The 25,436-nt window shown below is 65.3% G+C and carries 24 protein-coding genes; 5 read left to right on the top strand and 19 right to left on the bottom strand.

Features of this window, described 5'->3' with window-relative positions:
- The first annotated feature begins 123 nt into the window (after positions 1 to 123).
- A complete protein-coding gene (locus QAZ22_RS22885) occupies positions 124 to 810 on the top strand; it encodes a D-lyxose/D-mannose family sugar isomerase (RefSeq protein WP_278202971.1) in 687 nt (228 codons plus the stop codon).
- A 244-nt stretch (positions 811 to 1,054) separates the two neighbouring features.
- On the opposite strand, the gene QAZ22_RS22880 is transcribed toward QAZ22_RS22885, so the two are convergent.
- The 6 genes from QAZ22_RS22880 to QAZ22_RS22855 are packed head-to-tail and all read right to left on the bottom strand — an operon-like array spanning position 1,055 to position 6,999.
- Positions 1,055 to 1,918: an RDD family protein gene (locus tag QAZ22_RS22880; RefSeq protein WP_278202970.1), complete on the bottom strand. Its 864-nt coding sequence runs from the start codon at positions 1,916 to 1,918 to the stop codon at positions 1,055 to 1,057.
- Complete coding sequence (locus QAZ22_RS22875) at positions 1,905 to 2,921, bottom strand: stage II sporulation protein M (RefSeq protein ID WP_278202969.1); 1,017 nt, start codon at positions 2,919 to 2,921, stop codon at positions 1,905 to 1,907. The genes QAZ22_RS22880 and QAZ22_RS22875 overlap by 14 nt, the downstream gene beginning before the upstream one ends.
- The gene (locus QAZ22_RS22870) at positions 2,918 to 4,222 is read right to left on the bottom strand and encodes a DUF58 domain-containing protein (RefSeq protein WP_278202968.1); all 1,305 of its coding nucleotides are present in this window, start codon (positions 4,220 to 4,222) and stop codon (positions 2,918 to 2,920) included. The genes QAZ22_RS22875 and QAZ22_RS22870 overlap by 4 nt, the downstream gene beginning before the upstream one ends.
- Positions 4,219 to 5,175, bottom strand: a complete 957-nt coding sequence (locus QAZ22_RS22865) for a MoxR family ATPase (RefSeq protein WP_278202967.1) — start codon at positions 5,173 to 5,175, stop codon at positions 4,219 to 4,221. Before QAZ22_RS22865 ends, QAZ22_RS22870 begins: the two co-directional genes overlap by 4 nt.
- Entirely contained in the window at positions 5,162 to 6,376 is a 1,215-nt protein-coding gene (locus tag QAZ22_RS22860; protein ID WP_278202966.1) for a DUF4350 domain-containing protein, read from the bottom strand. Before QAZ22_RS22860 ends, QAZ22_RS22865 begins: the two co-directional genes overlap by 14 nt.
- A complete protein-coding gene (locus tag QAZ22_RS22855) occupies positions 6,373 to 6,999 on the bottom strand; it encodes a DUF4129 domain-containing protein (RefSeq protein WP_278202965.1) in 627 nt (208 codons plus the stop codon). The genes QAZ22_RS22860 and QAZ22_RS22855 overlap by 4 nt, the downstream gene beginning before the upstream one ends.
- Positions 7,000 to 7,149: 150 nt before the next feature.
- Here QAZ22_RS22855 and QAZ22_RS22850 point away from each other — a divergent pair, with 150 nt between their 5' ends.
- A complete protein-coding gene (locus tag QAZ22_RS22850) occupies positions 7,150 to 7,932 on the top strand; it encodes a hypothetical protein (protein WP_278202964.1) in 783 nt (260 codons plus the stop codon).
- 237 nt (positions 7,933 to 8,169) lie between these two features.
- Here the strand turns inward: QAZ22_RS22850 and QAZ22_RS22845 are convergent, their stop codons facing one another.
- The 6 genes from QAZ22_RS22845 to QAZ22_RS22820 form a co-directional block, all read right to left on the bottom strand.
- Positions 8,170 to 9,810 (bottom strand): ABC transporter substrate-binding protein, encoded by a 1,641-nt coding sequence (locus QAZ22_RS22845; RefSeq protein WP_278202963.1) that lies wholly within the window; start codon positions 9,808 to 9,810, stop codon positions 8,170 to 8,172.
- Between the two features lie 320 nt (positions 9,811 to 10,130).
- The gene (locus tag QAZ22_RS22840; RefSeq protein ID WP_278202962.1) at positions 10,131 to 11,174 is read right to left on the bottom strand and encodes an alpha/beta hydrolase; all 1,044 of its coding nucleotides are present in this window, start codon (positions 11,172 to 11,174) and stop codon (positions 10,131 to 10,133) included.
- Between the two features lie 5 nt (positions 11,175 to 11,179).
- Positions 11,180 to 11,857 carry an isochorismatase family protein gene (locus tag QAZ22_RS22835; protein ID WP_278202961.1) on the bottom strand — a complete coding sequence of 226 codons (678 nt, stop codon included), beginning with the start codon at positions 11,855 to 11,857 and terminating at the stop codon, positions 11,180 to 11,182.
- 304 nt (positions 11,858 to 12,161) lie between these two features.
- Complete coding sequence (locus tag QAZ22_RS22830; RefSeq protein WP_278202960.1) at positions 12,162 to 13,457, bottom strand: Xaa-Pro peptidase family protein; 1,296 nt, start codon at positions 13,455 to 13,457, stop codon at positions 12,162 to 12,164.
- A gap of 151 nt (positions 13,458 to 13,608) precedes the next feature.
- Positions 13,609 to 14,577, bottom strand: coding sequence for a GlxA family transcriptional regulator (locus QAZ22_RS22825; protein WP_278202959.1), 969 nt, complete (start codon positions 14,575 to 14,577; stop codon positions 13,609 to 13,611).
- Positions 14,574 to 15,002, bottom strand: coding sequence for an NUDIX domain-containing protein (locus QAZ22_RS22820; RefSeq protein WP_278202958.1), 429 nt, complete (start codon positions 15,000 to 15,002; stop codon positions 14,574 to 14,576). The genes QAZ22_RS22825 and QAZ22_RS22820 overlap by 4 nt, the downstream gene beginning before the upstream one ends.
- A 183-nt stretch (positions 15,003 to 15,185) precedes the next feature.
- Here QAZ22_RS22820 and QAZ22_RS22815 point away from each other — a divergent pair, with 183 nt between their 5' ends.
- Both QAZ22_RS22815 and QAZ22_RS22810 read left to right on the top strand, forming a co-directional pair.
- A complete protein-coding gene (locus QAZ22_RS22815; RefSeq protein ID WP_278202956.1) occupies positions 15,186 to 15,353 on the top strand; it encodes a hypothetical protein in 168 nt (55 codons plus the stop codon).
- Positions 15,354 to 15,395: 42 nt separating this feature from the next.
- Positions 15,396 to 15,893, top strand: coding sequence for a GAF domain-containing protein (locus QAZ22_RS22810; protein WP_278202954.1), 498 nt, complete (start codon positions 15,396 to 15,398; stop codon positions 15,891 to 15,893).
- Here QAZ22_RS22810 and QAZ22_RS22805 read toward each other — a convergent pair.
- Positions 15,890 to 16,819 (bottom strand): YeiH family protein, encoded by a 930-nt coding sequence (locus QAZ22_RS22805; RefSeq protein WP_278207910.1) that lies wholly within the window; start codon positions 16,817 to 16,819, stop codon positions 15,890 to 15,892. The genes QAZ22_RS22810 and QAZ22_RS22805 overlap by 4 nt on opposite strands.
- A gap of 425 nt (positions 16,820 to 17,244) precedes the next feature.
- Between QAZ22_RS22805 and QAZ22_RS22800 the strand changes: the two genes are divergently transcribed.
- Positions 17,245 to 18,678 carry an aldehyde dehydrogenase family protein gene (locus QAZ22_RS22800; RefSeq protein WP_278202953.1) on the top strand — a complete coding sequence of 478 codons (1,434 nt, stop codon included), beginning with the start codon at positions 17,245 to 17,247 and terminating at the stop codon, positions 18,676 to 18,678.
- 172 nt (positions 18,679 to 18,850) lie between these two features.
- On the opposite strand, the gene QAZ22_RS22795 is transcribed toward QAZ22_RS22800, so the two are convergent.
- The 6 genes from QAZ22_RS22795 to QAZ22_RS22770 form a co-directional block, all read right to left on the bottom strand.
- Complete coding sequence (locus tag QAZ22_RS22795) at positions 18,851 to 19,294, bottom strand: hypothetical protein (protein ID WP_278202952.1); 444 nt, start codon at positions 19,292 to 19,294, stop codon at positions 18,851 to 18,853.
- A 331-nt stretch (positions 19,295 to 19,625) separates the two neighbouring features.
- Positions 19,626 to 19,859: a hypothetical protein gene (locus QAZ22_RS22790; RefSeq protein ID WP_278202950.1), complete on the bottom strand. Its 234-nt coding sequence runs from the start codon at positions 19,857 to 19,859 to the stop codon at positions 19,626 to 19,628.
- A 565-nt stretch (positions 19,860 to 20,424) separates the two neighbouring features.
- The gene (locus QAZ22_RS22785) at positions 20,425 to 20,955 is read right to left on the bottom strand and encodes a sarcosine oxidase subunit gamma family protein (protein ID WP_278202949.1); all 531 of its coding nucleotides are present in this window, start codon (positions 20,953 to 20,955) and stop codon (positions 20,425 to 20,427) included.
- A complete protein-coding gene (locus QAZ22_RS22780) occupies positions 20,948 to 23,890 on the bottom strand; it encodes a sarcosine oxidase subunit alpha family protein (protein WP_278202948.1) in 2,943 nt (980 codons plus the stop codon). The genes QAZ22_RS22785 and QAZ22_RS22780 overlap by 8 nt, the downstream gene beginning before the upstream one ends.
- Positions 23,887 to 24,165, bottom strand: coding sequence for a sarcosine oxidase subunit delta (locus QAZ22_RS22775; RefSeq protein WP_278202947.1), 279 nt, complete (start codon positions 24,163 to 24,165; stop codon positions 23,887 to 23,889). The genes QAZ22_RS22780 and QAZ22_RS22775 overlap by 4 nt, the downstream gene beginning before the upstream one ends.
- 12 nt (positions 24,166 to 24,177) lie before the next feature.
- Complete coding sequence (locus QAZ22_RS22770; protein ID WP_278207909.1) at positions 24,178 to 25,431, bottom strand: sarcosine oxidase subunit beta family protein; 1,254 nt, start codon at positions 25,429 to 25,431, stop codon at positions 24,178 to 24,180.
- Between the last annotated feature and the right edge of the window lie 5 nt (positions 25,432 to 25,436).

Here is a 25,436-nt window from a genome sequence, read left to right as displayed (position 1 = left end):
TTTATGGTCCCGATCCGGCCGATTGTCACCGGGCCAGAGCCGTCAGTTTGCGTCGACAGCGGACCGGCATTGGGCTATTCGGATTGGCAGATTTCAGCAGGCAGCGGCCGGAGGAAAAGACCCATGAAACGCTCGACCATCAACGACATTATCCGCGACGCCGACGCCTTCATCCGCTCGTTCGGCTACATCATGCCGCCCTTCGCCTACTGGAGCCCGGAAGAGATGAAGGTGCACAAGGCGGACTCCGCGGCCATCTTCAGCTCGCGTCTCGGCTGGGACATCACCGACTACGGCCAGGAGAAGTTCGACGAGCTGGGCCTCTTTCTGTTCACCGTGCGCAACGGCCGCTACGCGGACATGAAGCTCGGCATGGGCATGCTCTATGCCGAAAAAATCATGATCTCGCGCAAGGACCAGCTGTCGCCGATGCACCGCCACAACATCAAGGCCGAGGACATCATCAACCGCGGCGGCGGCAGGCTGGTGCTGGAACTGTTCATGCATGACCGCGACGGCGGCATCGATCCGAAGGCCGAAGTGTCGGTGCCGGTAGACGGCACCATCACCAGGTTGCCGGCGGGCGGGCTCCTGAAGCTCGATCCGGGCCAGAGCGTCACGCTGCTGCCCGGCGTCTGGCACGCCTTCTGGGCCGAAGGCAGGGACGTGCTGATCGGCGAGGTCTCGACCGTCAATGACGATCTCACCGACAACGTCTTCCGCGATCCGATCGGCCGCTTCTCGAATGTCGAGGAGGATGTGGCGCCGCTGCACCTCCTGGTGTCGGATTACGAGAAGTGGGTGGGGTAGGCGGAAGCCGCCCGGCGCGTAGCCTTATTTCGTAGGCTGGCGCCGCCCCTCATCCGCCTGCCGGCTCCTTCTCCCCGTATAGTGACGGGGAGAAGGAGATGGCCCCGACCTCGCCGCCCTTCTCGCAACGTTTGAGATTGGCGAAATCGCCAGCGACAGCATCTTTCTCCCCGTCTCTATACGGGGAGAAATGCCCGGCAGGGCAATGAGGGGCAGCGCCGACGTTTTTCAGCTATCGCCAGGCTCACCGCGCGTACTTATCCGCCTTCCGATTCCCGAGCAGCAGCTTGCGTTCCAAATGCGCGCGTAGCTCGCCGTAATAGGCGGTGAGGAAGGCCTTGGAATCGGCGGGCTCGACCCTGGCGCCGATCTTGCGGCCGATCGTTTCCGCCACCGCCTTCAGCGCGAAATAGTCGTCGCGGCGCAGCACTTCCTCCAGCTTGTGCAGCTCGGCGATGCCGTAGGCGTCGAGCTGCGCAGGGCTGAATTGGAAGCGAGCCGCGACCGGGTCCTTGCGCTGCGACAGGTCCTCGAGCAAGGCAACCTTCGGCGCCTCGACCACCCAGGTTCCGGCAAGCAGGTCGCCGATCCTTAAGCGGTCGCGGTTGAAGAGCGGAAACAGCGAGAACAGCAGCGCCCACACCAGGCCGAAGATGGTCGACAGCGTGTCGGCCACGCCGGCGCTGCCGCGCGCGGCGAGGATCGAGAGCGGCAGGAACACCTCGATCTCGCGCATCAGATTGCGCGCGATGACCTGGTCGAGGCTAAGGCCGGCGCCGCTGCGCGAGGCAACGCGGACGCCAACCATCCGCTTGCCCGGCGTCGCCGCCCGCCGGCCCGCCTCGAAGGCGATGAAATAGACGTTGCGCAGCAGGAAGACGAAGATAATCCAGACGATGAACAGCGGTTCGGCGTCCTTCATGCCGAGGCCGCTCAGGCCGAACAGCGCGACGATGCTGACAACGATCGCGGCGATAATGATGATCACCACGTCGAGCAGGAATCCCGAAGCCCGTGTGCCGGCATCCGCCAGTCTCACGCGCAGGTCCACGCCCTCCGGCGTGACCAGCGGGCGCACGAGGGCGGCGGGATTCCTAGCGGTCGCCATGCCGCACCATCCGCAACAGGTAGAAATAGCAGATCCACAGCGCCAGCATGCCGCCGCCGATGGAATAGCGGGCGACGTCGCTGGTGATCGTCTGCCGGCCGATGCCCTCGAGCAGGCCGGCAAACAAAAGCATCACGGCGACGCCGACCATGGCGGTCGCCGCAATCCGTCCGGCTCGGGCGGCCGCGGCCATGCGCGTCAGCTCGCCGGGAAAGGCGATGCTGGTGCCGATGCGCATGCCGGCCGCGCCCGCGATCGCGATCGCGAACAGCTCGGTCGTGCCGTGGATCGACAGCCAGCCGCCGAGCTGGAAGCCGAGCCCCTTGGCGGCATAGATCTGGAAGATGGCGCCCAGCATGCAGCCATTCATCAGGATGATCAGCACGCTCGGCACCGCGAAAGCGAAGCCGAGCGCGAAGGCCAGGATCGACACCTGCGTGTTGTGGGTGAAGAGATAGGCGGCGAAACCCGACAGGAAGTGGTCGCCGCCGCCGTAGAGCACGCTGCGCAGCATCTCGGCGGACGAATCCGGATTGCGCCCGCCTGCGAGGCTCGGCGCGATGATAGCGTCGTACCAGCGCTTGTCGGAGGCGACCAGCCAGTAGCCGGCAATGGCGCCGATCACCGTGAGGGCGACCGACGTCCAGACCTCCCGCCACAGGTCGCGGATGGCCGTCGGCCAGTCGTGCAGGAAAAAGTCGCCGATGCGCGTCCTCAGAGATCGCCGCGCGCCATAGAGGTAGAAATAGCCGCGTAGGCAGAGCGCTTCGAGATAGGCGATCAAGGCGCTGTCGAGCGAGGTCGCGCGCGCCACCGAGAGCGAGGACAGCGCCGAGCGGTAGAGCAGGGGAAGCGACAAGAGCTCGTCTTCCGACAGCGCGCGCGGCGCGCGCTTTTCGACGCGCGCAAGCAGCGCCTCGAACGCCTTCCAGTCGGCCTCGCGCTCCTGGCGGAAGCTCGCCAGGGACTGGCGGACGGCATCCGTGCCGGCGGGCAGCGTCATAAGAGGTTTTCCTCCTTGAGCTGGATATAGCGCTCGACCAGTGCGGGGCCGAGCCGCTGGTGGTCGGCTTCGATGACATGGGCGCCGAGCAGCCTGAGCCGCCCGATCACCACCTGCCGCTGCCTGAGCAGGTCGCCCGCGGTGACCGCGCGGGCGACATCCTCCGGCGCCGCCGGCGCCATGTCGGCCAGCGTCTCCAGCTCGACGTCCTTCATCAGCATGAACAGCACCAGATGCCGCTCGGTCAGCCGGCCGACGGTGCGCAGCATCAGTTCGGCGCTGATCGGATCGACGAAATCGGTGAAGACGATGACCAGCGAGCGCCGGTCGAGCTTCGCCGCAAGCGTCGTCAGCGCCAGGGTGAAATTGGTCTCCTCGGTCGAATAGTCGATCTCGGCGGCGCGCTTCTGGATCATGGTGAAGCTCGCCGAGCCGCGCACGGCGCCGCTGGAGACGCGCGGCCGGGCGTCGAAGGAAAACAAGCTGACGAGGTCGCCGCCCTTCAGCGCGATGAAGGCCGAGAGCAGCGCCGCCGTCACCGCCCGGTCGACCTTCGGCACGCCGTCGACCGGCTCGCACATCAGCCGGCCGCTGTCGATTGCTAGAACGATGTTGTTGTTCTCCTCGATGCGGAACTCGCGCGCCAGAAGCTTGCCGTGGCGGGCGCTCCGCTTCCAGTCGATCATGCGCCGGCCCATGCCGGGCTGATAGTCCTTCAGCGCCTCGAACTCGCGGCCCTGGCCGGCGCGCTTTTGCGCATGGCCGTCGGCAAGCGCTGAGCGCTGCAAGAGCGTGATCGCCTCGTCGCGCGCGCGGCTGACGTCCGGCAGCACCGCCACCTTGCGGTCCATCGGCAGCACGGCCTGGTTCCAGACCAGCCCGAACGGTCCCTGCCAGCGCAGCCAGAGCCGATCGAAGCTGGCGATGCCGCGTCTGACCGCATCGAATTCGAGATCGAGTGTGCCGCCATTCGCCGGCAGCGCGCCGCCAGTGCCGTTGACCGGCGCCAGCCGCTGGTCATGCTGGACGCGCGCTTGCAGGCGGCGCGTCCGGGCGCCGAGGCCGGCCGCAATGTGGAGCGTGAAACGCCCGCCGACGCCGACCTGCGGCGGCGCGGTCAGTGTGGCGCCGAGGGAAGAGCGCCCGCGCCCGGCCGCCGCGTCGACCGCCAGGAAGGCGAGCAATGCGCAGATCCATAAAAGCCCGAGATACCAGACATGCGGCAGCGCGAGCGCTATCAGGAAGGCGGGGATCGCCCCCGCCGCCGCTGCCCACACCGCTCGGCCGCTTGGATAGATCACCGCGGCGCTTCCGTCTGGTCGACGAGGTCGGAGACGATCTGCTCGACCAGGCGCCCATCGATCTGCGCCGCCGGCGAGAGGATGACGCGGTGGCGTAGCGCCGGCACGGCCAAAGCCTTGACGTCGTCGGGGATGACGTAGCTGCGGCCGTCAAGCGCCGCCCTGGCGCGCGCGGCCCGTGCCAGCATGGCGCCCGCGCGGGGGCTCGCACCCACCTCCAGATCCGGGCTCTCGCGCGTGCCGCGCACAAGGGCCGCGATATAGCCGACGACGTCCTCGACCAACATGACGCCGCCGACCGTAGCCAAGGCCGCCTCGAGCGTGGCGCGGTCGGTCTGGGCCGTGATGCCGTATTGTTTGATGTCATGCGAGTCCGCGCCGCCGCCATGGTGGATGATAATGGCGCGCTCTTCCTGCGCGTCCGGATAGCTGACCCGATGCTTGAACAGGAAGCGGTCGAGCTGTGCCTCGGGCAGTGGATAGACGCCCTGATGCTCGATCGGGTTCTGCGTCGCCACCACCATGAAGGTGCGGCCAAGTGAATGCGTCGTGCCGTCGAAGGTGACGGCATGCTCCTGCATGGCTTCGAGAAGCGCGGCCTGCGTCTTCGGCGGCGTGCGGTTGATTTCGTCGGCAAGCAAGAGGTCGCAGAAGATCGGGCCGCGCGTCAGCGTGAACTGGCCCGTCTGGAAATTGTAGATGTTGGCGCCGACGATATCGCCGGGCATCAGGTCGGGCGTGAACTGGATGCGCCCGTAGGAGACGCCAAGCGCCTGCGCGAAGCAGCGCGCGGTCATGGTCTTTGCCGTGCCCGGCGGGCCTTCGAGCAATATGTGCCCGCCGGCAAACAGCGCCGTCAGCATCAGATCGACCGTGTCGCGCTGCCCGGTGATCGCCTTCGCCACTTCTTCCCTGATCGCTGTTGCCAGGGCCTTCACTTCATCGACGTTCACCAAGCCTCCTTGCCGTCCAGTCATGCAGCTCTTCCGCCGCTTCATGCATTCCGGCCAATGTTTTGGAATCGTTTACAGTTTTGAACCGTTGGGTGAAGCCATGCGCCTCGCTTTTGTCGCGGGAATCCAGCCAGCGGTCGAGGGCCTCGCCCTGCAGCCCGTGCGGCGCGCCGAGCAGCGTGGCGGCGCGCTGGCGCACCAGCGCCGCGTAGCGGTCGCCAAGTTCTTGCAGTCGCCCGGCGCGCTTCAGGAGCATCGCCGTGGTGTCGACCAGCGCCCGCTTGCCGAAGGCAATGGCGCGGCCCTCGGCGCGCGGCGGGCCGAAGCGGCCAAGCCCGTGCAGGAAGGCAAGTGCCGCCGCCACCAGCACCGACAGCGTCAGCGCCAGGAAAGGCGGCTCGACCAGGAGCTTGCCGAGATCGTATTTCTGGCCGATGCCGTGCAGCGTCAGGTCGAACATCACCGCGCCCTTGGCGGGCTCCAGCATGGCGATCATGTCGAGCGCCGCGGCCGCCTTCTGCTCGTCCTTCAGCGCCGCGTTGTTAATGAGATCGGGATCGGTCAGGATGTAGAACGGCTCGTTGTCGAGCTCGGTCAGAACGGCCTTGCCGTCACCCGCCGAGATCAGCGGATGATCGTCGGCTACCCATTGCAACTCGTCGGGCACGGCGATCTTGCGGCCGTCGACATCGATCTTGTCGACCGTTGGCTTGTCTTCGCCGAGCTTCGCCTTGGCGAGGCGGCCGAGCCAGTCGTTGACCACCGTGCTGGGCAGCCGCTCGACCTTCGTCTCCCAGCCCTCATGGCCGCCTTGCGGAATGGTGACCCATTTGGGCAGCACGAACAGCGTGTCCTTACCCGAGCGGAGCTTGACGATGCGCTGCAGCGCTGCCGGGTCGCTGCCGGGCGCGATGGTGACGATCAGCAGGAAGGTCGATGCCGACGGGGATTCCAGGTCTTTCTCGCCGCGCGCCATGGGCGGCGCCTGCCCGTTGGTGAGCTTCAGCCATTCGACTAGCCCGGCGTAGCCAGTGCCGCCCTTGGAGAAAGGCGTGCCGCCACCCTCGGGCTGGCGGAAGTCGGGAGCGTAGGTGGACAGGAGAAAAAATCCGGCGGCGGCCAGCAGGCTGGCGAAGATGCCCCAGAACAGCGTCCCGCGGCTGAACGGCGCCTCGGCTGCCTCCGTTCCTTCCGCGCTCATGCCCATGCATCCCGGAAGGCAAAGCGCTCATAGGCGCCGCGCGCCTGCCGCCAGCCCTCGGCGCCGACCGGGCGGCGGGCAAACAGCGCCGCCTCGACGATGCGCGCGATCTCGCTGAAGGCTGCGCGGGGACGGGACGGGATGGAGCTTGCGGCGGCGATGTCGCGCGCCGTCAGCGACGGGCGCAGGAAGTCAGGCAGGCGGGTGGCGATGTCGGCGACGCTGCGACGCAAAAGAAGATGCACCGCCTCGTCATAGTCGCCGCGCGCGGCGAGCGCGTCGGCCTCGGAGAGCAGGATCTGCGCCGCGCCGGCATCCGGGCGCCATTCCTCCTTCGTCTCATCTTCCTTGCGCGCGCGCCGCCATGGCAGCCGCCAGGCGACACCTTTCGCCTCGAGGACGAGCAGGAATGCGATGATGGCGACGCCGGTGATCACGGCGCCCCAGAACAGATAGATCATATAGGGGCCGAGCTTCGCCAGGGCCTCGATCAGGGGCCTCAGCCATTCCGGCGGTTCCGGCCGCACCAGCGCCGGCAGGTCGAACTGGATCGAATCGTCCGCCAGCAGTTGCTTGTGCATCCTGGCCAGCCATTCGGCGTCGGCCGTGCCCGGTTCTGTCACCCGCGCGTTCCCCCTGCAACCTGCGGTTCGACATCGACACTGGCAATATGCCCAAACAATTGCAAGTGCACTGGACGCGCCCCATCAATCTTGGCAAATTTACCTTGAAGTTGCCGAATTGGATGCGACGGCGGCTCGGGGGAAACTAACATGACCACTGCGACATTGGGACGACCGGGCAGATTCGAGATTGGCAAGGTGTTCAACAGCACCTTTGCCGTTATTACGCGTAACATAGGACTCTGCGTCGGGCTTGGGCTTTTGTTTGCCGGCGTGCCGACGCTGCTGATCAGATTGTGGACCCAGCCGCAGATGGAAGCGGTGATGAATGGCGATCCGAGTGCGGTGGCGGATCCCAACCTGGTGCTCCGCAACTCCTATCTCAGCATCCTCGCGGGCCTGATTTCCTTCGTCTTCACGCTGCTGCTCCAGTCGTCGCTGGTGCGGGCAACGATCGAGGATCTGAACGGAAGGCGGCCATCTTTCGGCGATTGTATCCAGATTGCCATCCGCTTCCTGCTGCCGACGCTCGCGATCGGCCTGCTCGTCGGCATTGGCTCCGCGCTTGCGATGATCGCGCTGATCGTTCCCGGCATCATCCTGTGGCTCGGCTGGTCCATGTCGGTTCCGGTCCTCATCCAGGAACGGCTGGGCGTGTTCGGCTCGATGTCGCGCAGCCGTGCGCTGACCAAGGGCAATCGTTGGTCGCTGTTCGGGCTCTTCCTGATCCTGCTCATCATCGCGATGGTCATCCAGTGGGGGATCCTGGTGGTGCTGCTCCTCTTTGGCGGGATCCTCGCCGAACTGGGAGCCGCGCTGGTTCAGGCCGTGGTGTCCATGGTGCTCTCCGTTGCCACGGCGGTCAGCTATGTCGAGCTGCGCCAGGTCAAGGAAGGCACCAGCATCGACGAACTGGCGAAGATCTTCTCGTAGGGAATGGCTCGAGCCGCCGTCCGCGGATGTGGGCGGCGGTCGTCTGCTCAATGACAACAGCATGGTGTGCCTGCACAATCGTCCGGCACAGGCGTGACGAGGTAATCGGCACACCCACGGCAAGTTTTGCCTGCAGACCGATAGGTCCTTGGTCTCGCCGCGCCGCGCCGCCTGTTGCTGGCCGCGTGATCTGTCCGGGTCCTGCTGTAAGCGGCACCCAGACAGACTACGCGATGATCAGCCCTCCAGCCAGACCGTCTCGAAATGCTGCTCGAGCGCCTGGTGCTGTTCGCAGCCATGCACGCCCTTGCGGTAGGTGCGGTAGACCGAACGCCAGTAGGGCTGGATGATGACGCCGGAGTCGCGCAAATTCTGCTCGATCTTGGCCATGATCTCCTTGCGCGCCGCGGCGTCGGGCGTTGCCAGCGCCTTGTCGAGAAGCTCGTCGAACTCCTTGTTGGAATAGGCGCTTTCGTTCCAGGCCGCGCCCGATTTATAGGCGAGCGCCAGCACCTGGACGCCGAGGGGACGGCCGAGCCATTCGGTGCAGGAATAGGGGAACTTGCTCCAGTCGTTCCAGAAGGTCGCGGCCGGCAGCACGGTGCGCTTGATCTTGAGGCCGGCCTCGCGGATCTGGGCGGCGATCGCGTCGGCGGTGCTCTTCTGCCATTCGATGTCGACCGAGATCAGCTCATATTCGTGGTCGGCCTTGCCGGCTTCGGCGAGCAGCTTCTTCGCCGCCTCGACATCGCGCTTCGCAGGTCCGATATCGGCGAACTCCGGGTGCATGGGGCCGACATGGTGGTTGTCGGCGGGCTTGCCTCTGCCGTCGAGGCCGAGCTTCAGCACGGCCGCATTGTCGACTGCGAGCTGGGCGGCGCGGCGCACCTTGACGTCGTCATAGGGCGCGTTGCCGACATTGAAGCGCGCGACGATCGTCGAGCCGGTGGCGATCTCGGAGTTCTGCAAGCCCATCTGGTCGGTCTGCGACACCGCATCGGAAGCGGTCTCGTGATCGGTGTCGATCTCGCCGGATTCGAAAGCCGACAGCATGGCATTGGGATCGGAGCCGTAATCGACCCATTTGATGCCGTCGAGATAGAACTCGCCCTTCCACCAGGGCTTGTCCTTGCGCTTCACCTCGGCGCCCGTCTCGGCATCCCAACTCACCAGCTCGCAGGGGCCGGTGGTGATGGCCAAAGCCTTCTTCGGGTCGCCATCGCCCTCATAGGAGCGGTGCATGATCAGCGCCGGATAGTCGGCCATGCCGGCGATCAGCGAGATGTCGGGCTTGGGCAGGTTGAGCTTGACGGTGTAGTCGTCGACCTTCTGGATGCCGCCGTCGACCGGCTTCTTGGTGTCGGCGTTGACCAGCGCGCCCATCCGCGCCGCGACCGAATTGCCGGCGACCGAAGCATCGCACCAGCGGTTGAGATTGTGGATCACGTCGTCGGCGTTGAAAGTGTCGCCGTTCGACCAGGTGATGCCCTTGCGCACATGCAGCGTGATCATCTTGGCATCGTCGCTGGTCTCCCAGCTTTCGAGCAGCCACGGTTCGAAGGTGAAGTCGGTTTTCCAGCGCACCAGATATTCATTGCAGTGGCGCGCGACGTTCGACATCTCGACGCCGTCGAAGGTGCGCGGGTCCTTGAAGCCTTTGACGTTCATGGCCACGCGCAGCACGCCGCCCTTCTTCGGCTCGTCGGCGCGGGCAGGCGAGGGGGTAAGCCCGCCCAGCGCCAGCGCGCCGGCGGCGCTGACGCCGAGGCCGGCCATCAGCGCAAGATATTCGCGCCGGCTGATCGCGCCTTTCCTGAAATCGTCGGCGGTCGGCCTGGCCTGCGGGTGCAGTTTTCTGGCGGTCAGCATGAGTTTCATCGTCGTTCCCTCTGTTGTTGGCGCATGTCGTCCCGCGCGGCGGTTTTGGGGCAACGACTTGCACGAAAAGTCGGTGCGCGCCCCAGTTGCCGTCGGGCGTGGGGGGATGCAACCGCCGGAGCGCCATTGCCTGCCGGGCGATGATAGGTCCGCTTTCCGCAGCGAAATGTTTGATTTTCCGCAGTTCTTGTGCGCTGTTCCGCAGGGCGTGGAAACAGCTGATCTCCCCCTCGTGGGGGAGATGCCCGGTAGGGCAGAGGGGGCGCTGTCCCGCCAGCGTCTCAGCCAATCACAATGGCGTTCCCAAACTGTTCAGATGATCAGAATTCCGAAAGGTCGCGATCCTTCGCGCCCCCCTCTGGCCTGCCGGCCATCTCCCCCACAAGGGGAGAGATTAGCACTCGATCGCCGGCACCCAGTCTGGCGATGTCGTTAATGATCCTCGCGAACGCCTTTGCCGCGCGCGGCACCGTCGGCCTCGCTCTCAGGAAGGAGTGCACCAGCCGCGGCTCCTCTCGCCACACGGCCTGCCCGCCGGCGGCGAGGATCTTGTCGCGATAGGTCTCGCCGTCGGACGACAGCGGATCGCATTCGGCGGTGACGATGACCGTCGGCGGCAGGCCGGAGAAATCGCGATCCTTGAGCGGCGAGAAGGTCGGATCGTCCACCGACTGCCCCGGCGTCGAGCGGATACGGCGGTAGAAGTCCATATCGGCGAGCGTGAGCAGCGGCGCCTTGGCGTGCTCGACATAAGAGCGGCCGGTCTCGTCACCGCCGAGGCTAGGATAGATCAGCATCTGCCCGATGGCGCGCCGGGCATGGCGCCGCGTCGCCTGCGCCACCGCGGCGGCGAGATTGCCGCCGGCGCTTTCGCCGCAAAGCACGATCGGCAGCGTGCTCGTCGCGGCGACCCATTCGAACACGGCAAATGCATCGTCGAAGGAGGCCGGATGGAGATGCTCCGGCGCAAGGCGATAGTCGGCCGAGACCACCTCGAAGCCGGTGCCGGCGCAGATTTCGGCGCAGATGTCGTCATGGCTGTCGAGATCGCCGAGCACGAAGCCGCCGCCGTGATAATAGACGACGATCGCCGCTGTGGCCCCTTTCTCCATGCGGTAACGCCGGACCGGGATGGCATGCGAAGCCGTGGCGACGCCGCCGTCACTGGTGGTCACGCCTTCGGGACGCCCTTGGTGAAACGCCACGCACATCCGGTTGTAGACCGCGCGCTGCTCGACAACGGGTGCGGCGACGATCTCCGGCGGGTACCAGCTGTTGACCCGGTCGATATAGTCCCAGAACTCCGGATCGAGCCGGTCGGCATATTTGCCGCGGCTGCCCCGATCAGCTGGGTTGCTGGCCATCGCCGTCAGAGCTCGGCGTAGAGTTGCGCCGCGTTCTCGAAGGTGAAGCGCAGCGGCACCGAGCCCTCGACCTGCCAAACGCTCACCGTGTCGCCGGCCATCAGCCGGCAAACGTCGAGCGTGTTGGTGACGGCGCCGCCATAGAGCCGGTTGGCAAGGTTGAGGATGCCGGTCTGGTGCATGGCCGCGGTAGCGCTTCCGCAGGCGTCCTTGACCAGGAGCACGCGGAAGCCGAGCGCTATGGCGTCCTTGATCGTGGCGTCGATGCAGGCTTCGGTCCACACGCCGACAATGATCAGCCATTCGATGCCGGCAGCCTGGAGCTTGATGGCGAAATCGCCCTTGCCGAAGACGCTCGCCTGCGCCTTGATGAGCATTGCTTCGCCATCTTGCGGCGCCACTTCATGGCAGATCGCCGTCAGCGGGTCGTCCTTGTCGGAGAAGACCGACTTGCCGCTGTCGTCCACCGGATGGAACGGCCGCGCTTCGGCGAGATCGACGATATAGGCCCAGTGGTAGAGCGGCACGAAATTGCGCCGCGCCGCCTGCTGCAGCCGCTGGACGTTGGCGAGGAGCTCGGCAAAACCCTCGACCAGATAGCGTTTGTCCTTGCGATGCTCTTCCTGGAGATCGACGAACACCGCGGCCACCGTGCCGCGCCGAATGGAGATGGGTGTTTTCATGCAGATGTGACTGGTTCGCAGGTAGCGGGGATTGGCTGAAACGTTTCCGCCGTCCCAGGGCGGAGCAGGAGCGAAGCTCCGTCGCGGAGACCCTGGGATCCATGCCGTGACCTCGGCCGAGGAGTGCAGCGGAGCAGAATTCTGTTAGCGTTGTGTCGCCTTGATATCACGGCATGGATCCTAGGGTCTGCGCTGCGTCGCGGCGCTCCTCGCTCCGCCCTAGGATGACGAAAACGATGAGCGCCGCAGCTATTCCAAGAGGTTAGCGACACTTCACCAGGATGAACATCCAGCTTCAAACTGCTCATTCCAAAAACTCGTCTTCATAGGGGAAACGCGAGAGCAGCTCGGTGCCAGTCTCGGTGATCAAGATCTCGTCCTCGAGCTTGACGCCCTCGCGGCCGCCTTTCTCGCCGATATAGCTTTCGACGCTGACCACCATGCCGGGTTGGATGATGCCGTCGCGGCCATAGGTCTCGTAATCCATCGCATGCGCGATGAAGGGCGTCTCGCCATGCATGCCGACGCCGTGCATGACCGAGGTATAGCGCTGGTCGACGAAGCGGTCCGGGATCTTCCAAGCCTTCTCGGCGATCTCGCGGAAAGCCATGCCGGGCTTCACGATCGAAATGTTGTGCTGCACCTGGTCGTGCGCCATGCGGTAGAGCGACTTCTGGTAGGGCGTCGGCTTGCCAGGGCCGCAGCGGAAGGTGCGCGAGAAGTCGGAATAGTAGCCGTAGCAGCCGATCGTGTCGGTATCGAGCGCGACCAGCTCGCCCGGCCTGATCTTGCGGCCGCTGGCTTCGTTGAACCAAGGGTTGGTGCGCTGCCCGGAAGTGAGCAGCCGGGTCTCGATGAACTCGCCGCCCTGGCGGATCACCTCGTGATACATGATGGCGAACAGCTCGTTCTCGGAGACGCCAGGCTTGATCGCCTCGCGTACCGCAGCCACCGCGGCTTCAGCGCCAGCCATCGAAGCCTGCAGGCATTTCACTTCTTCAGGCGTCTTCACCGCACGCACGGCCAGGATCTCGCCCTGGCAGTCCTTCACCTCGCAGCCGCGCTTTTCCAGCGCCAGCGCCTGCAGATGGCTGCAGCGGTCGAGGCCGAGCTTCATCGAGCCGCCGCCATGCTTCTTCAATAGCTCGGTGATCTCGTCGGCGAACGGTCCGGCGGTCTCGTCGTCGCGTCCGGACACCGACGACCAGACCAGCTTCGACGGCCGCGCCTCGTCGATCGTGTCGAGCACCATCGAGACATGGTAGCTCTGCGGATATTCGAACAGCACGATCGGCCCTTCGGTGGGCACGAAGAAATAGCGGGTCGAGTTGCGCAGGAAATAGCCGAACATGTTGCGCGAGCCGGTGGCGTAGCGCTGGTTGTAGGGATCGAACAAAACGACGCCGCCATAGCCCGCCTCGCGCATCCAGGCGCGCAGCCTGGCCAGCCGCCCCTTGCGCAGCGCGTCGGCGTCGATGAAGGACGGCTCGGTGTCGGAAAGCCACATGCCGCCGGCGGGATCGGCCGCCGCCGGATGGCGCATGCGGTCCTTGAAATCCACATCCTCGGTGCTGTCCGGATCGAAAACGACGATGCTCATGGAGGCCTCCTGTTCTTGGCGAACATAGCCGGGCAGGACGTTGAGCTTGTGCGGCATTCCGCGATTGTTGTGCTGGATGCCGCAGTCGTGTCGACGGGAAACGAGAAGCGTCGCGATCGCCAGCGTCTCAGTGTTTCAGCACAGTGAAGGGCTAATGCCGCCGCATCGCCTTAGGCGCGCGCCCATGCTCCTCGCGAAACGCCCTTGCAAAGCTCGACATCGAAGCAAAGCCACACGCCAGCGCCACATCGCGCACCATCAGCGTCGAATGCGCCAAGAGATCGGCGGCGCGTTTCAGCCTGAGCCGCCGGTAATAGCCGTTGGGCGAAATACCCAGCTCGGTGCGGAAATTGCGCTCGAGCTTGTCGGGCGAGACGCCCAGACGCTCCGCCAATTCCGCCATGCCAAGCCGTTCCTCGACCGCGTCCTCCATGATGGCGATGGCCGACAGCACCAGCTCGTTCTGCACGCCTGTGCGCAGGCGCAGCGGCATCAGCTTGCGGTCGACACTCGATCGCAAAGGCGAGTGCACGAACCATTCCGCCACGCCCGCCGCAAGCTCGGCGCCGTAGTCGCGCGTGATGATCTCCAGCATCATATCGAGGCTGCCGACGCCGCCGGCCGAGGTGAAGCGCTTGCGGTCGATGACGAAGAGGTCGCGCCTGAGATCGATATCCGGGAAAGCCTCAGTGAAGGCGGCCTGGCTGGTCCAGTGCAACGTGCAGGCATGGCCGTCGAGCAGTCCCGCACGGGCGAGGAAGAACGCCGCATCCGCCACCGCGCCAATATGCGCGCCGCCGCGCAGGCTCTTCCGGATCCAGCCCATCGCCTCGTCGGCCACGACATGGTCGGCATCGCCGCCGGAGCACACCACGATGCGGTCGACCTTCGGCGCATCGGCGGCCGAGAAGCCGGGCTGGATGACGACGCCGTTCGAAGCTTCGACCGTGCCTTCATCGGCGCCGACGATCACCCAGCGGTAGCAGTCGCGCCTGGCAAGAATGTTGGCGGCGCGCAGCGGCTCGATGACCGAGGAAAACGCCATCATCGGAAAGCCGGGAAAGATCAGCACGGCGAAGGTGAGGGGAGCATCGCCTGGCGATGGCTTTGCCTGGCTCATGGCTGGCGGCCGTAGCGCGGCAGCACTATGTCGGCGGTGAGCGGCGCCAGCTTCATGCCGCTTGCGAGCTCCGGGCTCAGCCAGATCATCTCCTCGATCTCGGCCGCCGGGATCGGCTCGCCGGCGATCGCCAGTTCGAAGAGTTCGGCCTCGACGCGGGCATCCGGCTCGTTGGCGGCGGGCGCCGAGAAGGAGCCCAGATGCGAAGCCGCGGCAGGGTCGACGACGATGCCCAATTCCTCCCGCAGTTCGCGCGCAAGAGCGGCGGCAGGCGCCTCGCCCGGCTCGATCTTGCCGCCGGCCTGCATGAAGGTGTTGGTGCCGCGCTTGCGCACCAGAAGCAGCTTGCCGTTGTCGTCCCGGATCACGGCGGCGGCGATCCGGATCGTTCTTGCCAGGGCGGTCTTGGCATGGCTGGAAGTCACGATAGGCTGTTCCCCGGCGGCGGCTTTGGTGGCAGAGAGGGCGGGACTGTAGCGGGCGCGTCAGCGCCCTTGCAACGGAGAAGCGACCAGGATGTTCGCGGCAACCGCAATTCACACGCGGTCCAGCTTCTTAACTTCTACGTCGCGTCGACGTACATAGAAACACGCAAGGAGAGCAGAAACATGGAAGCTTTCCATGATGAAATTCGAGAGATCGAGGAGCGCAGCGGGCGCACCACTCTGCGGCCTGTCGACATTGCTTTCTTTGCTGCCATCGACGGTCCCCCACAGCCGACTGATCGGCTGCGGGCATCGTTCGCCCGCCATGCCCAGACCGTCGCTTCCAGGTGACGCGGAAGCCGGGCTGCCAACGGCAACGGAGAAACGACCAGGATGTTTGCGGCAACGGCTATCGACACGAGCAACAAGCCGGCCTTCTACGACGAGCTGGCCACGCAATTGAAAGCGCTGCTGGAAGGCGAGGCCGACTCGATCGCCAACGCGGCCAACACCTCGGCGCTGATCTATCAGATGGTGCCCGACCTCAACTGGGCGGGTTTCTATTTCCTGCAGTCCGACGAAGAGCTGGTGCTCGGCCCCTTCCAGGGCAAGCCCGCCTGCGTGCGCATCAAGGTCGGCAAAGGCGTCTGCGGCACGGCGGTCGATCTCGGCATGTCGATGCTGATCAAGGACGTGCACGATTTTCCTGGCCACATCGCCTGCGATGCCGACTCGCGCTCGGAACTGGTCGTGCTGCTGCGCGACGCCGACGGCGTGTTCGGCGTGCTCGACCTCGACAGCCCGCTGCCCGGCCGCTTCGACAAGGACGACCAGGCCGGCATCGAGAAGCTGGCCGCGATCTATGTCGCGGCGAGTTCGTTTGACGATTAGACGAACTTCACCAGCGTCAAGCTGAACACCGAGATGAACAGGAAGGCCGAGAAGGCCAGCATCAGCGGGCGCAGGCCGCGCGAGCGCAACTGCGAGATGTCGGCCTGGAGGCCCATGGCGGCGAGCCCCATGGTCAGCACGACTTGCGCGGCCAAGGCGATCGCCGAATGAATCTGTGCCGGGATCACGATCAGGCTGTTCAGCGCTACGACCGCGACGAAAGCCGCCACGAACCACGGCATCGGCGGCTTCGCGGCGGAAGCTTCACCGCGGCGCGCCAGCAGGCCGAGCGCGATCACCATCGGCGCCAGCATGGCGACGCGCGTCAGCTTGGCGACGGTCGCCGTTTCGCCGGCCTGCGTTCCGTTCTGGAAACCGGCGCCGATCACCTGCGCCACCTCATGGATCGAGGCGCCGGCCCACAGGCCGAATGCGTGCTGGTCAAGGCCGAACAAGGGCGCCAGCAGCGGAAAGCCGAGCATGGCGACGGTGCCGAACAGCGTGATTGCGGCGACGGCGTAGGTCACATCCTCGTCCCGCGCGTCGGTGACGATGTTGGTGGCGACGATCGCCGAGGCGCCGCAGATCGAGGTGCCGGCCGCGATCAGTTGCGCCAGCTTGGCGTCGACGCCGATCAGCCGGCCGAGCGCGACGGTGAACAAGAAGGTCGCGCCGAGCGTGGCGGCGACGATGCCGACGCCGCCGAGGCCGATGCCCGCCACCTGGCCGAGCGTGAGCTGGAAGCCCAGCAGCACGATGGCGAAACGCAGCAGCCGGCGCTGCGCGAAAGCGATGCCTGCCTTGGCATGGGCGGGCGTGCCGATAACGTTGGAATAGACCATGCCGGCGACGACGGCGAGGATCATCGGGCTGAACAGCGCGAGGCCGGAGAGATTGCGCGCCGAATAGGCGACGCTGGTGATCATCGCCGCGAGCACGATTCCCGGCACGATGCCGGCATAGATAGGGGCGGAGCTTCCAGAATTGGCCGAATTCAAGCCATTTGGAAGATCGTTCGCGGTGGCGGGCAGGAAAGACAATCGAATTCTCCGGGCGTGCTCGCCGGGGAAATGCCATTCCAGAACCAATCTTTCCAACGAATAATTCGAGTTATAATGATCGATTTAATCGAACGATTGGATCCGCGATCGGATAGTCAGGACTGTCTTTTATGCATGTCGTTTTCTCGAAACCGCAGCGCATTTTTGGGCGGTATGCATCGGGAATTCAGCGCACTGGCTCAATCGCCTCCTCTTGCTTTTGACAGGGCGGTCGCCGCATCGTTATCTCCGACGATATACGACGATCACCTCGCCACGATTGAAGCCCGCCGGCCCACAGGGAGCGAAGCATGACACACAGTCTGCAGTTCTATATCGACGGCGCCTGGGTCGATCCTGCGGTGCCGAACAATTTCGACGTCATCGATCCGTCGAACGAGGACGTCTTCGCGCAGATCTCGCTGGGCACCAAAGCCGATGTCGACAAGGCGGTCGCGGCCGCCAAGCGCGCTTTCGCCACTTTCGGCTTCACCGAAGTCGGTGAGCGCCTCGACATCCTCAACCGCGTCATCGACGTCTACAAGAAGCGCAGCAAGGACCTTGCGCTCGCCGTCTCGCGCGAGATGGGCGCGCCGCGCCAGATGGCGCTGGACAGCCAGGTGGGCGTCGGCCAGGCGCATCTGGAGAAGATGGCGGAGGTGCTGAAGACTTTCCAGTTCCGCCACGTGAAGGGCTCGTCGCTGATCGTCAAGGAGCCGATCGGCGTCGTCGGGATGATCACGCCGTGGAACTGGCCGCTCAACCAGATCACCTGCAAGGTCGGCCCGGCTCTCGCCGCCGGCTGCGCCATGGTTCTGAAACCGTCCGAGATCGCGCCGCTCGACGCCATCATCTTCGCCGAGATCATCGACGAGGCCGGCGTGCCGAAGGGCGTCTTCAATCTCGTCAACGGCGATGGCCCGACCGTCGGCCAGGCTTTGGCCAGCCACCCGGACGTCGACATGATGTCCTTCACCGGCTCGACCCGTGCCGGCATCCTGGTCGCCAAGGCCGCCGCCGACACGGTCAAGCGTGTGCATCAGGAACTCGGCGGCAAGTCGGCCAACATCCTGTTCCCCGACGTCGACCTCGAACGGGCCGTCGCCAAGGGCGTCGCCGGCTGCTTCGGCAACAGCGGCCAGTCCTGCAACGCGCCGACCCGCATGTTCGTGCCGCGCGAGCGCCATGACGAGGCGGCCGGCTACGCCAAGACGGCGGCGGAGAAATTCACCGTCGGCCCGGCCGATGCGCCGGGAACAAAGCTGGGTCCGGTGGTCAGCCAACTGCAGTTCGACAAGATCCAAGCTTTGATCCAGAGCGGCATCGAGGAAGGCGCGACCCTGGTGACCGGCGGCCCCGGCCGTCCGGCCGAGCTCAACCGCGGCTACTATGTCCGCCCGACGGTCTTCGCCAACATCACGCACGACATGCGCATCGCCAAGGAAGAGATCTTCGGACCGGTATTGTCGATCATGCCCTACGACACGGTCGAGCAGGCGATCGAGCAGGCCAACGACACCGTCTTCGGCCTTGCCTCCTACATCCAGGCCAAGGACATCGAGAAGGCGCGCCAAGCGGCGGCCCGCATGCGCTCCGGCAACGTCTACATCAACTACCCGACCTGGGACGCCGGCCTCCCCTTCGGCGGCTACAAGCAGTCCGGCAACGGCCGCGAATACGCCGAATACGGACTGGAGGATTTTCTGGAGATCAAGGGCATCGCGGGGTACGAGGCGGCGGAGTAGGCTTCACGCGTTCGCTGACGGCTGGCGTCGGCGCTGATGGATCGGAAAGGGCGCGGTCTCGGCCGCGCCTTGTCATTTTGGCATTACCGGTCCCGTCGGCCAGCAAGGACGATGGCAACCATGAATTGCGGGTAATGCGCCGCCGGCCCGAATGATGTCGCCACCGATCAGCTCACGAATTTATTCGCCGCGCGAAATGCTCATACGTCACTTGCCACGGATCGCTCTCGGCAGGTCTTTCCTCGCCGATCCAATGGAAGCTGTCGGCCGTGATCTCCGTGAACCGCCATCGCGTTTGCAGGCCGCGCGAGTCATCGCCGATCTGCACGATGTCCTTGCCTTCGGCCCGCCCGATCTGGCGCGAATAATCCTGGTCGAGCGGATCGCTCCAGATGATGTGCCAGACACCGATCCCGGGATCGAAGATGCGCAAAGTCGTGCCGTACATGGTGGAGGGTGCCGGGCGCTTGGGCCTGATCCAGATGTCCTGAATCGCTCGACCTTCGAGTACCCAGCCAAAATGGCATTCTCCATTCCATTTCCGGATTGTGCCGTCTTCGAGGTGGTGGACAGTGTCCATCTCCCAGCTTCCGATCAACCATCCATAGAGGTCCATGTCTTTCGCTCGGTCTGCTGGGGGGCCTTCAGATCCGAGAGCCGCGAGAAACGGGGAAATTGTGCTCGTCATGATTTTTTCTCCGATGGATAGGCGCGCAGCGACAAGGCGCTGCAACATTGCCGACCCGATCGTCGCAGCGTTGCGGGTTCCAGGTCTTGGGAGAAATTGCTGTAGTGATGCCGCGGACGAGATCATGGCGAGGCCAGCCGGCGGGCAGGGATCATCCCTTTCACCCCGCCCGGAAGGCGAAATTGTTGGGCAGCCTAGCTGGATCCGGCCGCCGCACTGCGGACGTATCGTTCCGATCGCCTCTTCTTCTCCCGCCGTCCTACTCGTGCCTCGCCTCGATGATCCCGACCATGGCGCGTGTAAACTCGACCATGCTGTTGGCTGTGATGGCGGCATTGTCGGGGCTCTGGCCGATATGTTCGGCGGCCCCGCAGCATGAGCGGCGGATGCGGTCATAGTGCGGGTCTCTTTCATCGTCCGGCAAGGTTGCCAAATTCAAGGCTCGACGGTGAAGCATGCGCAACAGCTGCGCCAGCGCAGTTTCGACACTCATGCGTTTTGCTCCGCATCGGTCGAACGTCTCGGCACATCGGTGCCGGATCGTCGATCAGGGGGCGGTTCTCATCCCCGGCGCGGGAAGGTTGCGCCATAGCCGTTAATATATTGTTGATCGCTAATATGTTTAGCGAGGCATTTTAGGAAGGTTCGTGGATGCTGCTGGGGGCGGTGGAAGCAAATCATAGCAGTACGCGTGCAACCGAGATCGATGACGATGTCTCCGGTACCCACGAATAGTGTCGCCGATATTTCAAAATCTAACGATCGGCAAAATGCACCAGTAAGGATGCTTGGTAAGGGTTGATTCAACCGTTGCTGGTATATAGAAGGTGGCGGCTCCGACTAGGGGTAGGGTTGCCTGAAGGCCGGAGCCGCCTGCGCGGTCGATGGGTAGTGGATCCGCGCTGTCCCAGAATAGGACAGCGCGGTCTACGATTCGTTAATCCGAAGACTGAAAGCCGTACAAAACCGGCGGATGTGGCTTTCGCCGTCACCGGAAGCGGGGCTGCAACCTTTCACGACACAATTCGAAAGTCTTGGCCTGAGGCGTGCTCGGCAACTCACCCTGCCGCGCTGTCGGCGATCCAGTCCGTCAGACTGCGCATGAAACTTCGCGGCACGATAAGGTCGCAGGCGGTTTCGGCCGTGCGCAACAGAAGCACCGGTATGTGGTGAAAGGCCGCGTGCCAGGCGTGGCCGGGAGCCGCGGCGGGCGACGACCAGTCGACGGCGACACATTTCGAGAGAATTTCCTGGAGACGCGCTCCATCCATCCTGAGGCGCACCCGACCTTCGTCGAGCAAAACCGAACAGCCCAGTTCGGGATCGATGGTCGGGGGCGACGGCTTTATGCCGGTTTCGAAAATCAGCCAGAAACGGCGCGGAGCAACGCGGACGATCAGGACATCGGCATGGCGGACCGTCTCGCCGACCGCTGCGGGCAGGCGCGCGCCCAATGCTTTCGAGACGCTTGCTTCGAATCGTGCCAGCGTCCCGTCCCAGCCTTCGATCTGGACCATCGGGCAATCGGCCGCCGACAGGTTGAAATCCTTCGACAGGTTGAATTCTTTCAGCGACAGAGCCTCAGCCATGCAGTCGCTCTCCCTTGGGATCGAGGAACACGGGCGACACGATGCGGGCGCGAACAATCTCGGCCCGCATCGGATAGGCGGCGACGACCTCGCTTCCCTCTGTCGCGACATTGCCGGCGAGCAGTGCCAGTCCGATATAGCGGCCGAGCTCGGGGCTGAAAGTGACGGAGGTGATCCGGCCGCGTCCATGGCCGGCCACTGCATCATCCGGCAGAAACAATATCGCCCCGCCGCGCAGTCGCTTGCCCTCCTCGATGCATTCCAATCCAACCAGCCGCTGGCGGTCGGGCGAAAGAAATGCCGGGCGATGTCGCAGGACTTCGCCGACGAAGCCGGTGCGCTTGCCGACCATGCGGCCAAGGCCGAGATCGTCGAGCGTGGTGCGGCCATCGATCTCCGGCCCGGCGACGTGGCCCTTCTCGACGCGCAGCGCGCCGAGCGCTTCGACCCCGTATGGTTTCAGGCCGAACGGCGCGCCCACTTCCAGCAGGTGGCTCCAGAGCCGCTCGCCGCGGCTGGCGCCGACATAGATCTCGTAGGCGCGCTCGCCTGAATAGCTGAGGCGGATGATGCGCAGCGCGCGTCCGTCGAACTCGGCCTCGATGAAGCCCATATGGGGCAGCGCCTCGTTCGAGACGTCGAGCCCCGGGAAGGCGGCGGCCAGGATGTCGCGGCTTTTGGGGCCGGCGACCGACATCGCCGCCCATTCGTCGCTGACCGAGGTGACGGCGACACGCAGCTCCGGCCACGCGGTGTCGAGCAGGAATTCCAGCCGTGACTGCACCTCGGCCGCCTTGGCGGTCGAGGTGGTCATGAAGAACCGGGTTTCCGAGAGCCGCGTGGTCGTGCCGTCGTCGAAGACGATGCCGTCGTCGCGCAGCATGACGCCGTAGCGGGCGCGGCCGACCGGCAGCTTGGCGAAGCCGTTGGCATAGACACGGTCGAGGAAGGCGGCGGCGTCTGGCCCCTGCACGTCGATCTTGCCGAGGGTGGAGATATCCATCAGCCCGGCGGCTTCGCGCACCATGCGCATCTCGGCGACATAGGCTTCGTTCACGTCCTGCCCGGCGCCGCGGTAGAAATAGGGCCGCATCCAGAGCCCGACCTCGAGCATTTCGGCGCCATCGGCCAAATGCCGGTCATGCATCGGCGTGCGGCGGATCGGCTTGAAATGGTGGCCGACGGCGCGGCCGGCGAGCGCGCCGATCGCGACGGGCGCGTAGGGCGGGCGAAAGGTCGTGGTCCCGGTTTGCTGGATCGTCGCCTGGCGCAGCGCCGCCATGGCCGACAGCGCTGCGAAATTGCTGGTCTTGCCCTGGTCGGTGCCCATGCCGAGCGTGGTGTAGCGCTTCAGGTGCTCGACCGATTCATAACCCTCGCGATGGGCGAGCTCGATGTCCTTGGTGGTCACGTCCATCTGGAAGTCGACGAAGGCCTTGCCGCGTCCGACGGACGGGATCGCGCGGAACGGACCGGATGCCGCCTCGCCGAGATCGAGCTTGAGCGGCGCCGGCACGGCTTTTGATTTTCCGCAGGACGATGCGGCTTCCGCGCCGGCGCGGTGGCCGTCCTCGATGGCGGTGACAGTCGAGAAGCGTCCCATCATCGCGCCGGCGCCGAACTGGCCTGCCGAAAAGCCGCCCGGAACGAAGCCGTCGATCTCGCCGCGATAGACCGGTTTGACGCCGAGATGCGAGCTAAGATGCACGCTTGGCGACCAACCGCCGGACAGGCAGACGAGATCGCAGGCAACTTCCAGCTTGCCGTCCGGCCCGGCCAGCCGCGCGGCCTTCACCGCATGGCCGCCGCGCAGGTCGGTGATCAAGGTGCCGGGTCGGATCGCCACGTTCAGGCGGCTCGCGTCCGCAGCCAGGCTAACGGGCGGGGCGCCGCGCTGATCCGCGACCATCACCTCGGCGCCGGCGGCGGCGAGGTCGAAGGCGGCGCTGTAGGCGCCGTCATTCGTGGTGGCGACGACGATCTTCTTGCCCGGCAGGACTGCGAAACGGTTGAGATAGGTCCGGGCGGCGGACGCCAGCATGACGCCCGGCCGGTCGTTGTTGGAAAAGACCAGCGGCCGTTCGATGGACCCGGTGGCGAAGACGATGGAACGGGCGCGAAGCATGGTGAAGACCTGGCGCGCGCCGCTTTCCGCCGCCGGATCGTCGCATCGCTCGATCAGCCCCAGCGTGTTGCCGTCGAAGGTCCCGAACGCCATCGTCTTGCGCATCAGGGTGACATTTCCGAAGCCCACCAGCTCGGCCTCGATCGCGCTCAGCCAGCCGGCCGCCTCTCCGTCCGGACGCTCGGACAAAAGCTGGCCGCCGAGCAAAAAGTCCTGCTCGATGAGAGCGACGCTCGCGCCGGCGGCCGCGGCCGCGCGCGCCGCCGACAGGCCGGCGGGGCCGCCGCCGACGACGGCGACATCGGCAAATGCATGCCGTGCCTCGTAGCGGCCGGGATCCGGCTCGGTGCCGGCGCGACCCAGGCCCGCCGCCTTGCGGATGAAATGCTCATAGAACATCCAGGCGCGCCGCGTCGGCCCCATGAACGTCTTGTAGTAGAAGCCGGCCGAAAGGAAGGGCGAAAACAGCCCGTTGATGCTCTGCATGTCGAAGGCGAGCGAGGGCCAGCGATTCTGGCTTTCGGCGGTCATGCCGTCCGCCAGTTCGAGCGTCGTCGCCGGCAGGTTCGGCTCGCGCCGCCCGCCGGTTCCGAGCGTGACCAGCGCGTTCGGCTCTTCCGGGCCGGCCGAAACTATGCCGCGGCGCCGGTGATATTTGAAGCTGCGGCCGGTCAGCATGATGCCGTTGGCCAATAGGGCGGAGGCGAGCGTGTCGCCCTGGCAGCCGGCCAGCTCGCGGCCATCGAAGACGAAGCCCAGCGGCCGCGCGCGGTCGATGCGGCCGCCGGTGGCGAGGCGATTTCTGTTCATGCGGGCACTTTCCTGGCCATTTCCCGGGCAAAGCCGACCGACGCGATGGTATGGTTTCTGGTGTCGCGCTCGACGATCAGCCATTGCCGGCAGCCGGACACGTGCTGCCAGAATTCGCGGTGCGGTCCGGCCGGATTGTTGCGCACATAGACATAGCGGTACCAGGCTTCCGGATCGGGGTCGTCATGCGCCGGGCGCGCTACCGAAGCGTCGCCGCCGTAGCGGAACTCGTCATGGTCGCGTGGGCCGCAACACGGGCATTCGATGCGAAGCATTTGTCTTGCCCTCTATTGCAGCCAGGCCGAAGGGCCGACGCCGGCCTCGTCGAGCGTGCGGCCGGTGCGGAAACGGTCAAGGCGATAGGCGGTGATCAAGGGATGCGGCGTGCCGGTCGCCAGGGTGTGCGCGAAGCACCAGCCCGAGGCAGGCGTCGCCTTGAAGCCGCCATAGCACCAGCCGCCGTTGAGATAGAGCCCGTCGATCGGCGTCGGGCAGATGATCGGGCTTGCGTCGGGCGTCATGTCCATGACGCCGCCCCAATGGCGCAGCAGCCGGACGCGCGAGATGCAGGGCATCAGCGCGATGGCCGCTTCCGCCACCTCGCGCACGACGCCGAGATTGCCGCGCTGGGCATAGGAATTGTAGCCGTCGAGATTGCCGCCGAAGACCAGCCCGCCCTTGTCGGATTGGCTGACATAGAAATGATCGGCGCCATAGGCCACGACGTGGTCGACCAGCGGTTTCAGCGGCTCGGTGACGAAGGCCTGCAGCACGTGGCTTTCGATCGGCAGTTCCAGCCCGGCCTTGCGGCCGAGCACCGAGGTGTGGCCGGCGACCGCGAGGCCGACCTTGCCGGCGCCGATCCGGCCCTTGCTCGTCTCGACGCCGACGATCCTGTCGCCGTCGCGGACAAAGCCGGTCACCTCGCAGTTCTGGATGATGTCGACGCCATGGCCGTCGGCGGCGCGCGCATAGCCCCAGGCGACGGCGTCGTGGCGGGCGGTGCCGGCGCGGCCCTGCAGGATCGCGCCATGGATCGGAAACCGTGCCGTGTCGGAAAAATCGAGATAGGGCACGAGCCGCCGCACCTCGTCGCGGTCGAGGATGTCGGCGTCGATGCCGTTCAGCCGCATGATGTTGGCGCGATGGCTGAAAGCGTCGAGCTGATCGGCCGAATGGGCGGTGACGATCTGGCCGCGCTGCGAGAACATCACGTTGAAGTTCAGCGCCTGCGACAGGCCTTCCCACAGCTTGACCGAAAATTCGTAGAACTGGGTGTTGCCGTCGAGCAGGTAGTTGGAGCGGATGACGGTGGTGTTGCGGCCGACATTGCCGCCGCCGATATAGCCTTTCTCCAGCACCGCGACATTGCGGATGCCGTGGTTCTCGGCCAGGTAGAATGCGGTGGAAAGCCCGTGCCCGCCGCCGCCGACGATGATCACGTCATAGGTTGGTTTCGGCTCGGCGGCGCGCCAGGCGCGCTGCCAGTTCTTCTGGCCGGACAGGCCGTTGCGGAAAATCGAAAACGCCGAGTAGCGCATGGTCA

Origin of the sequence: Mesorhizobium sp. WSM4906 (genome assembly GCF_029674625.1) — a bacterium.
In the GTDB taxonomy this organism is placed as follows: domain Bacteria; phylum Pseudomonadota; class Alphaproteobacteria; order Rhizobiales; family Rhizobiaceae; genus Mesorhizobium.
The sequence above is the reverse complement of the archived record's forward strand: the minus strand, read 5'-3'. Positions and strand labels throughout refer to the sequence as shown.

Excerpts from the sequence above, each read along its gene's own strand:
- QAZ22_RS22825 (WP_278202959.1), bottom strand. The coding sequence starts at position 14,577 with ATGAGCCAGGCAAAGCCATCGCCAGGCGATGCTCCCCTCACCTTCGCC.
- QAZ22_RS22810 (WP_278202954.1), top strand. The coding sequence starts at position 15,396 with ATGTTTGCGGCAACGGCTATCGACACGAGCAACAAGCCGGCCTTCTAC.
- QAZ22_RS22835 (WP_278202961.1), bottom strand. The coding sequence starts at position 11,857 with ATGAAAACACCCATCTCCATTCGGCGCGGCACGGTGGCCGCGGTGTTC.
- QAZ22_RS22850 (WP_278202964.1), top strand. The coding sequence starts at position 7,150 with ATGACCACTGCGACATTGGGACGACCGGGCAGATTCGAGATTGGCAAG.
- QAZ22_RS22790 (WP_278202950.1), bottom strand. The coding sequence starts at position 19,859 with ATGAGTGTCGAAACTGCGCTGGCGCAGCTGTTGCGCATGCTTCACCGT.
- QAZ22_RS22840 (WP_278202962.1), bottom strand. The coding sequence starts at position 11,174 with ATGGCCAGCAACCCAGCTGATCGGGGCAGCCGCGGCAAATATGCCGAC.
- QAZ22_RS22880 (WP_278202970.1), bottom strand. The coding sequence starts at position 1,918 with ATGGCGACCGCTAGGAATCCCGCCGCCCTCGTGCGCCCGCTGGTCACG.
- QAZ22_RS22815 (WP_278202956.1), top strand. The coding sequence starts at position 15,186 with ATGGAAGCTTTCCATGATGAAATTCGAGAGATCGAGGAGCGCAGCGGG.
- QAZ22_RS22785 (WP_278202949.1), bottom strand. The coding sequence starts at position 20,955 with ATGGCTGAGGCTCTGTCGCTGAAAGAATTCAACCTGTCGAAGGATTTC.
- QAZ22_RS22875 (WP_278202969.1), bottom strand. The coding sequence starts at position 2,921 with ATGACGCTGCCCGCCGGCACGGATGCCGTCCGCCAGTCCCTGGCGAGC.
- QAZ22_RS22770 (WP_278207909.1), bottom strand. The coding sequence starts at position 25,431 with ATGCGCTACTCGGCGTTTTCGATTTTCCGCAACGGCCTGTCCGGCCAG.
- QAZ22_RS22830 (WP_278202960.1), bottom strand. The coding sequence starts at position 13,457 with ATGAGCATCGTCGTTTTCGATCCGGACAGCACCGAGGATGTGGATTTC.
- QAZ22_RS22885 (WP_278202971.1), top strand. The coding sequence starts at position 124 with ATGAAACGCTCGACCATCAACGACATTATCCGCGACGCCGACGCCTTC.
- QAZ22_RS22805 (WP_278207910.1), bottom strand. The coding sequence starts at position 16,819 with ATGATCACCAGCGTCGCCTATTCGGCGCGCAATCTCTCCGGCCTCGCG.
- QAZ22_RS22775 (WP_278202947.1), bottom strand. The coding sequence starts at position 24,165 with ATGCTTCGCATCGAATGCCCGTGTTGCGGCCCACGCGACCATGACGAG.
- QAZ22_RS22860 (WP_278202966.1), bottom strand. The coding sequence starts at position 6,376 with ATGAGCGCGGAAGGAACGGAGGCAGCCGAGGCGCCGTTCAGCCGCGGG.
- QAZ22_RS22780 (WP_278202948.1), bottom strand. The coding sequence starts at position 23,890 with ATGAACAGAAATCGCCTCGCCACCGGCGGCCGCATCGACCGCGCGCGG.
- QAZ22_RS22800 (WP_278202953.1), top strand. The coding sequence starts at position 17,245 with ATGACACACAGTCTGCAGTTCTATATCGACGGCGCCTGGGTCGATCCT.
- QAZ22_RS22795 (WP_278202952.1), bottom strand. The coding sequence starts at position 19,294 with ATGGACCTCTATGGATGGTTGATCGGAAGCTGGGAGATGGACACTGTC.
- QAZ22_RS22845 (WP_278202963.1), bottom strand. The coding sequence starts at position 9,810 with ATGAAACTCATGCTGACCGCCAGAAAACTGCACCCGCAGGCCAGGCCG.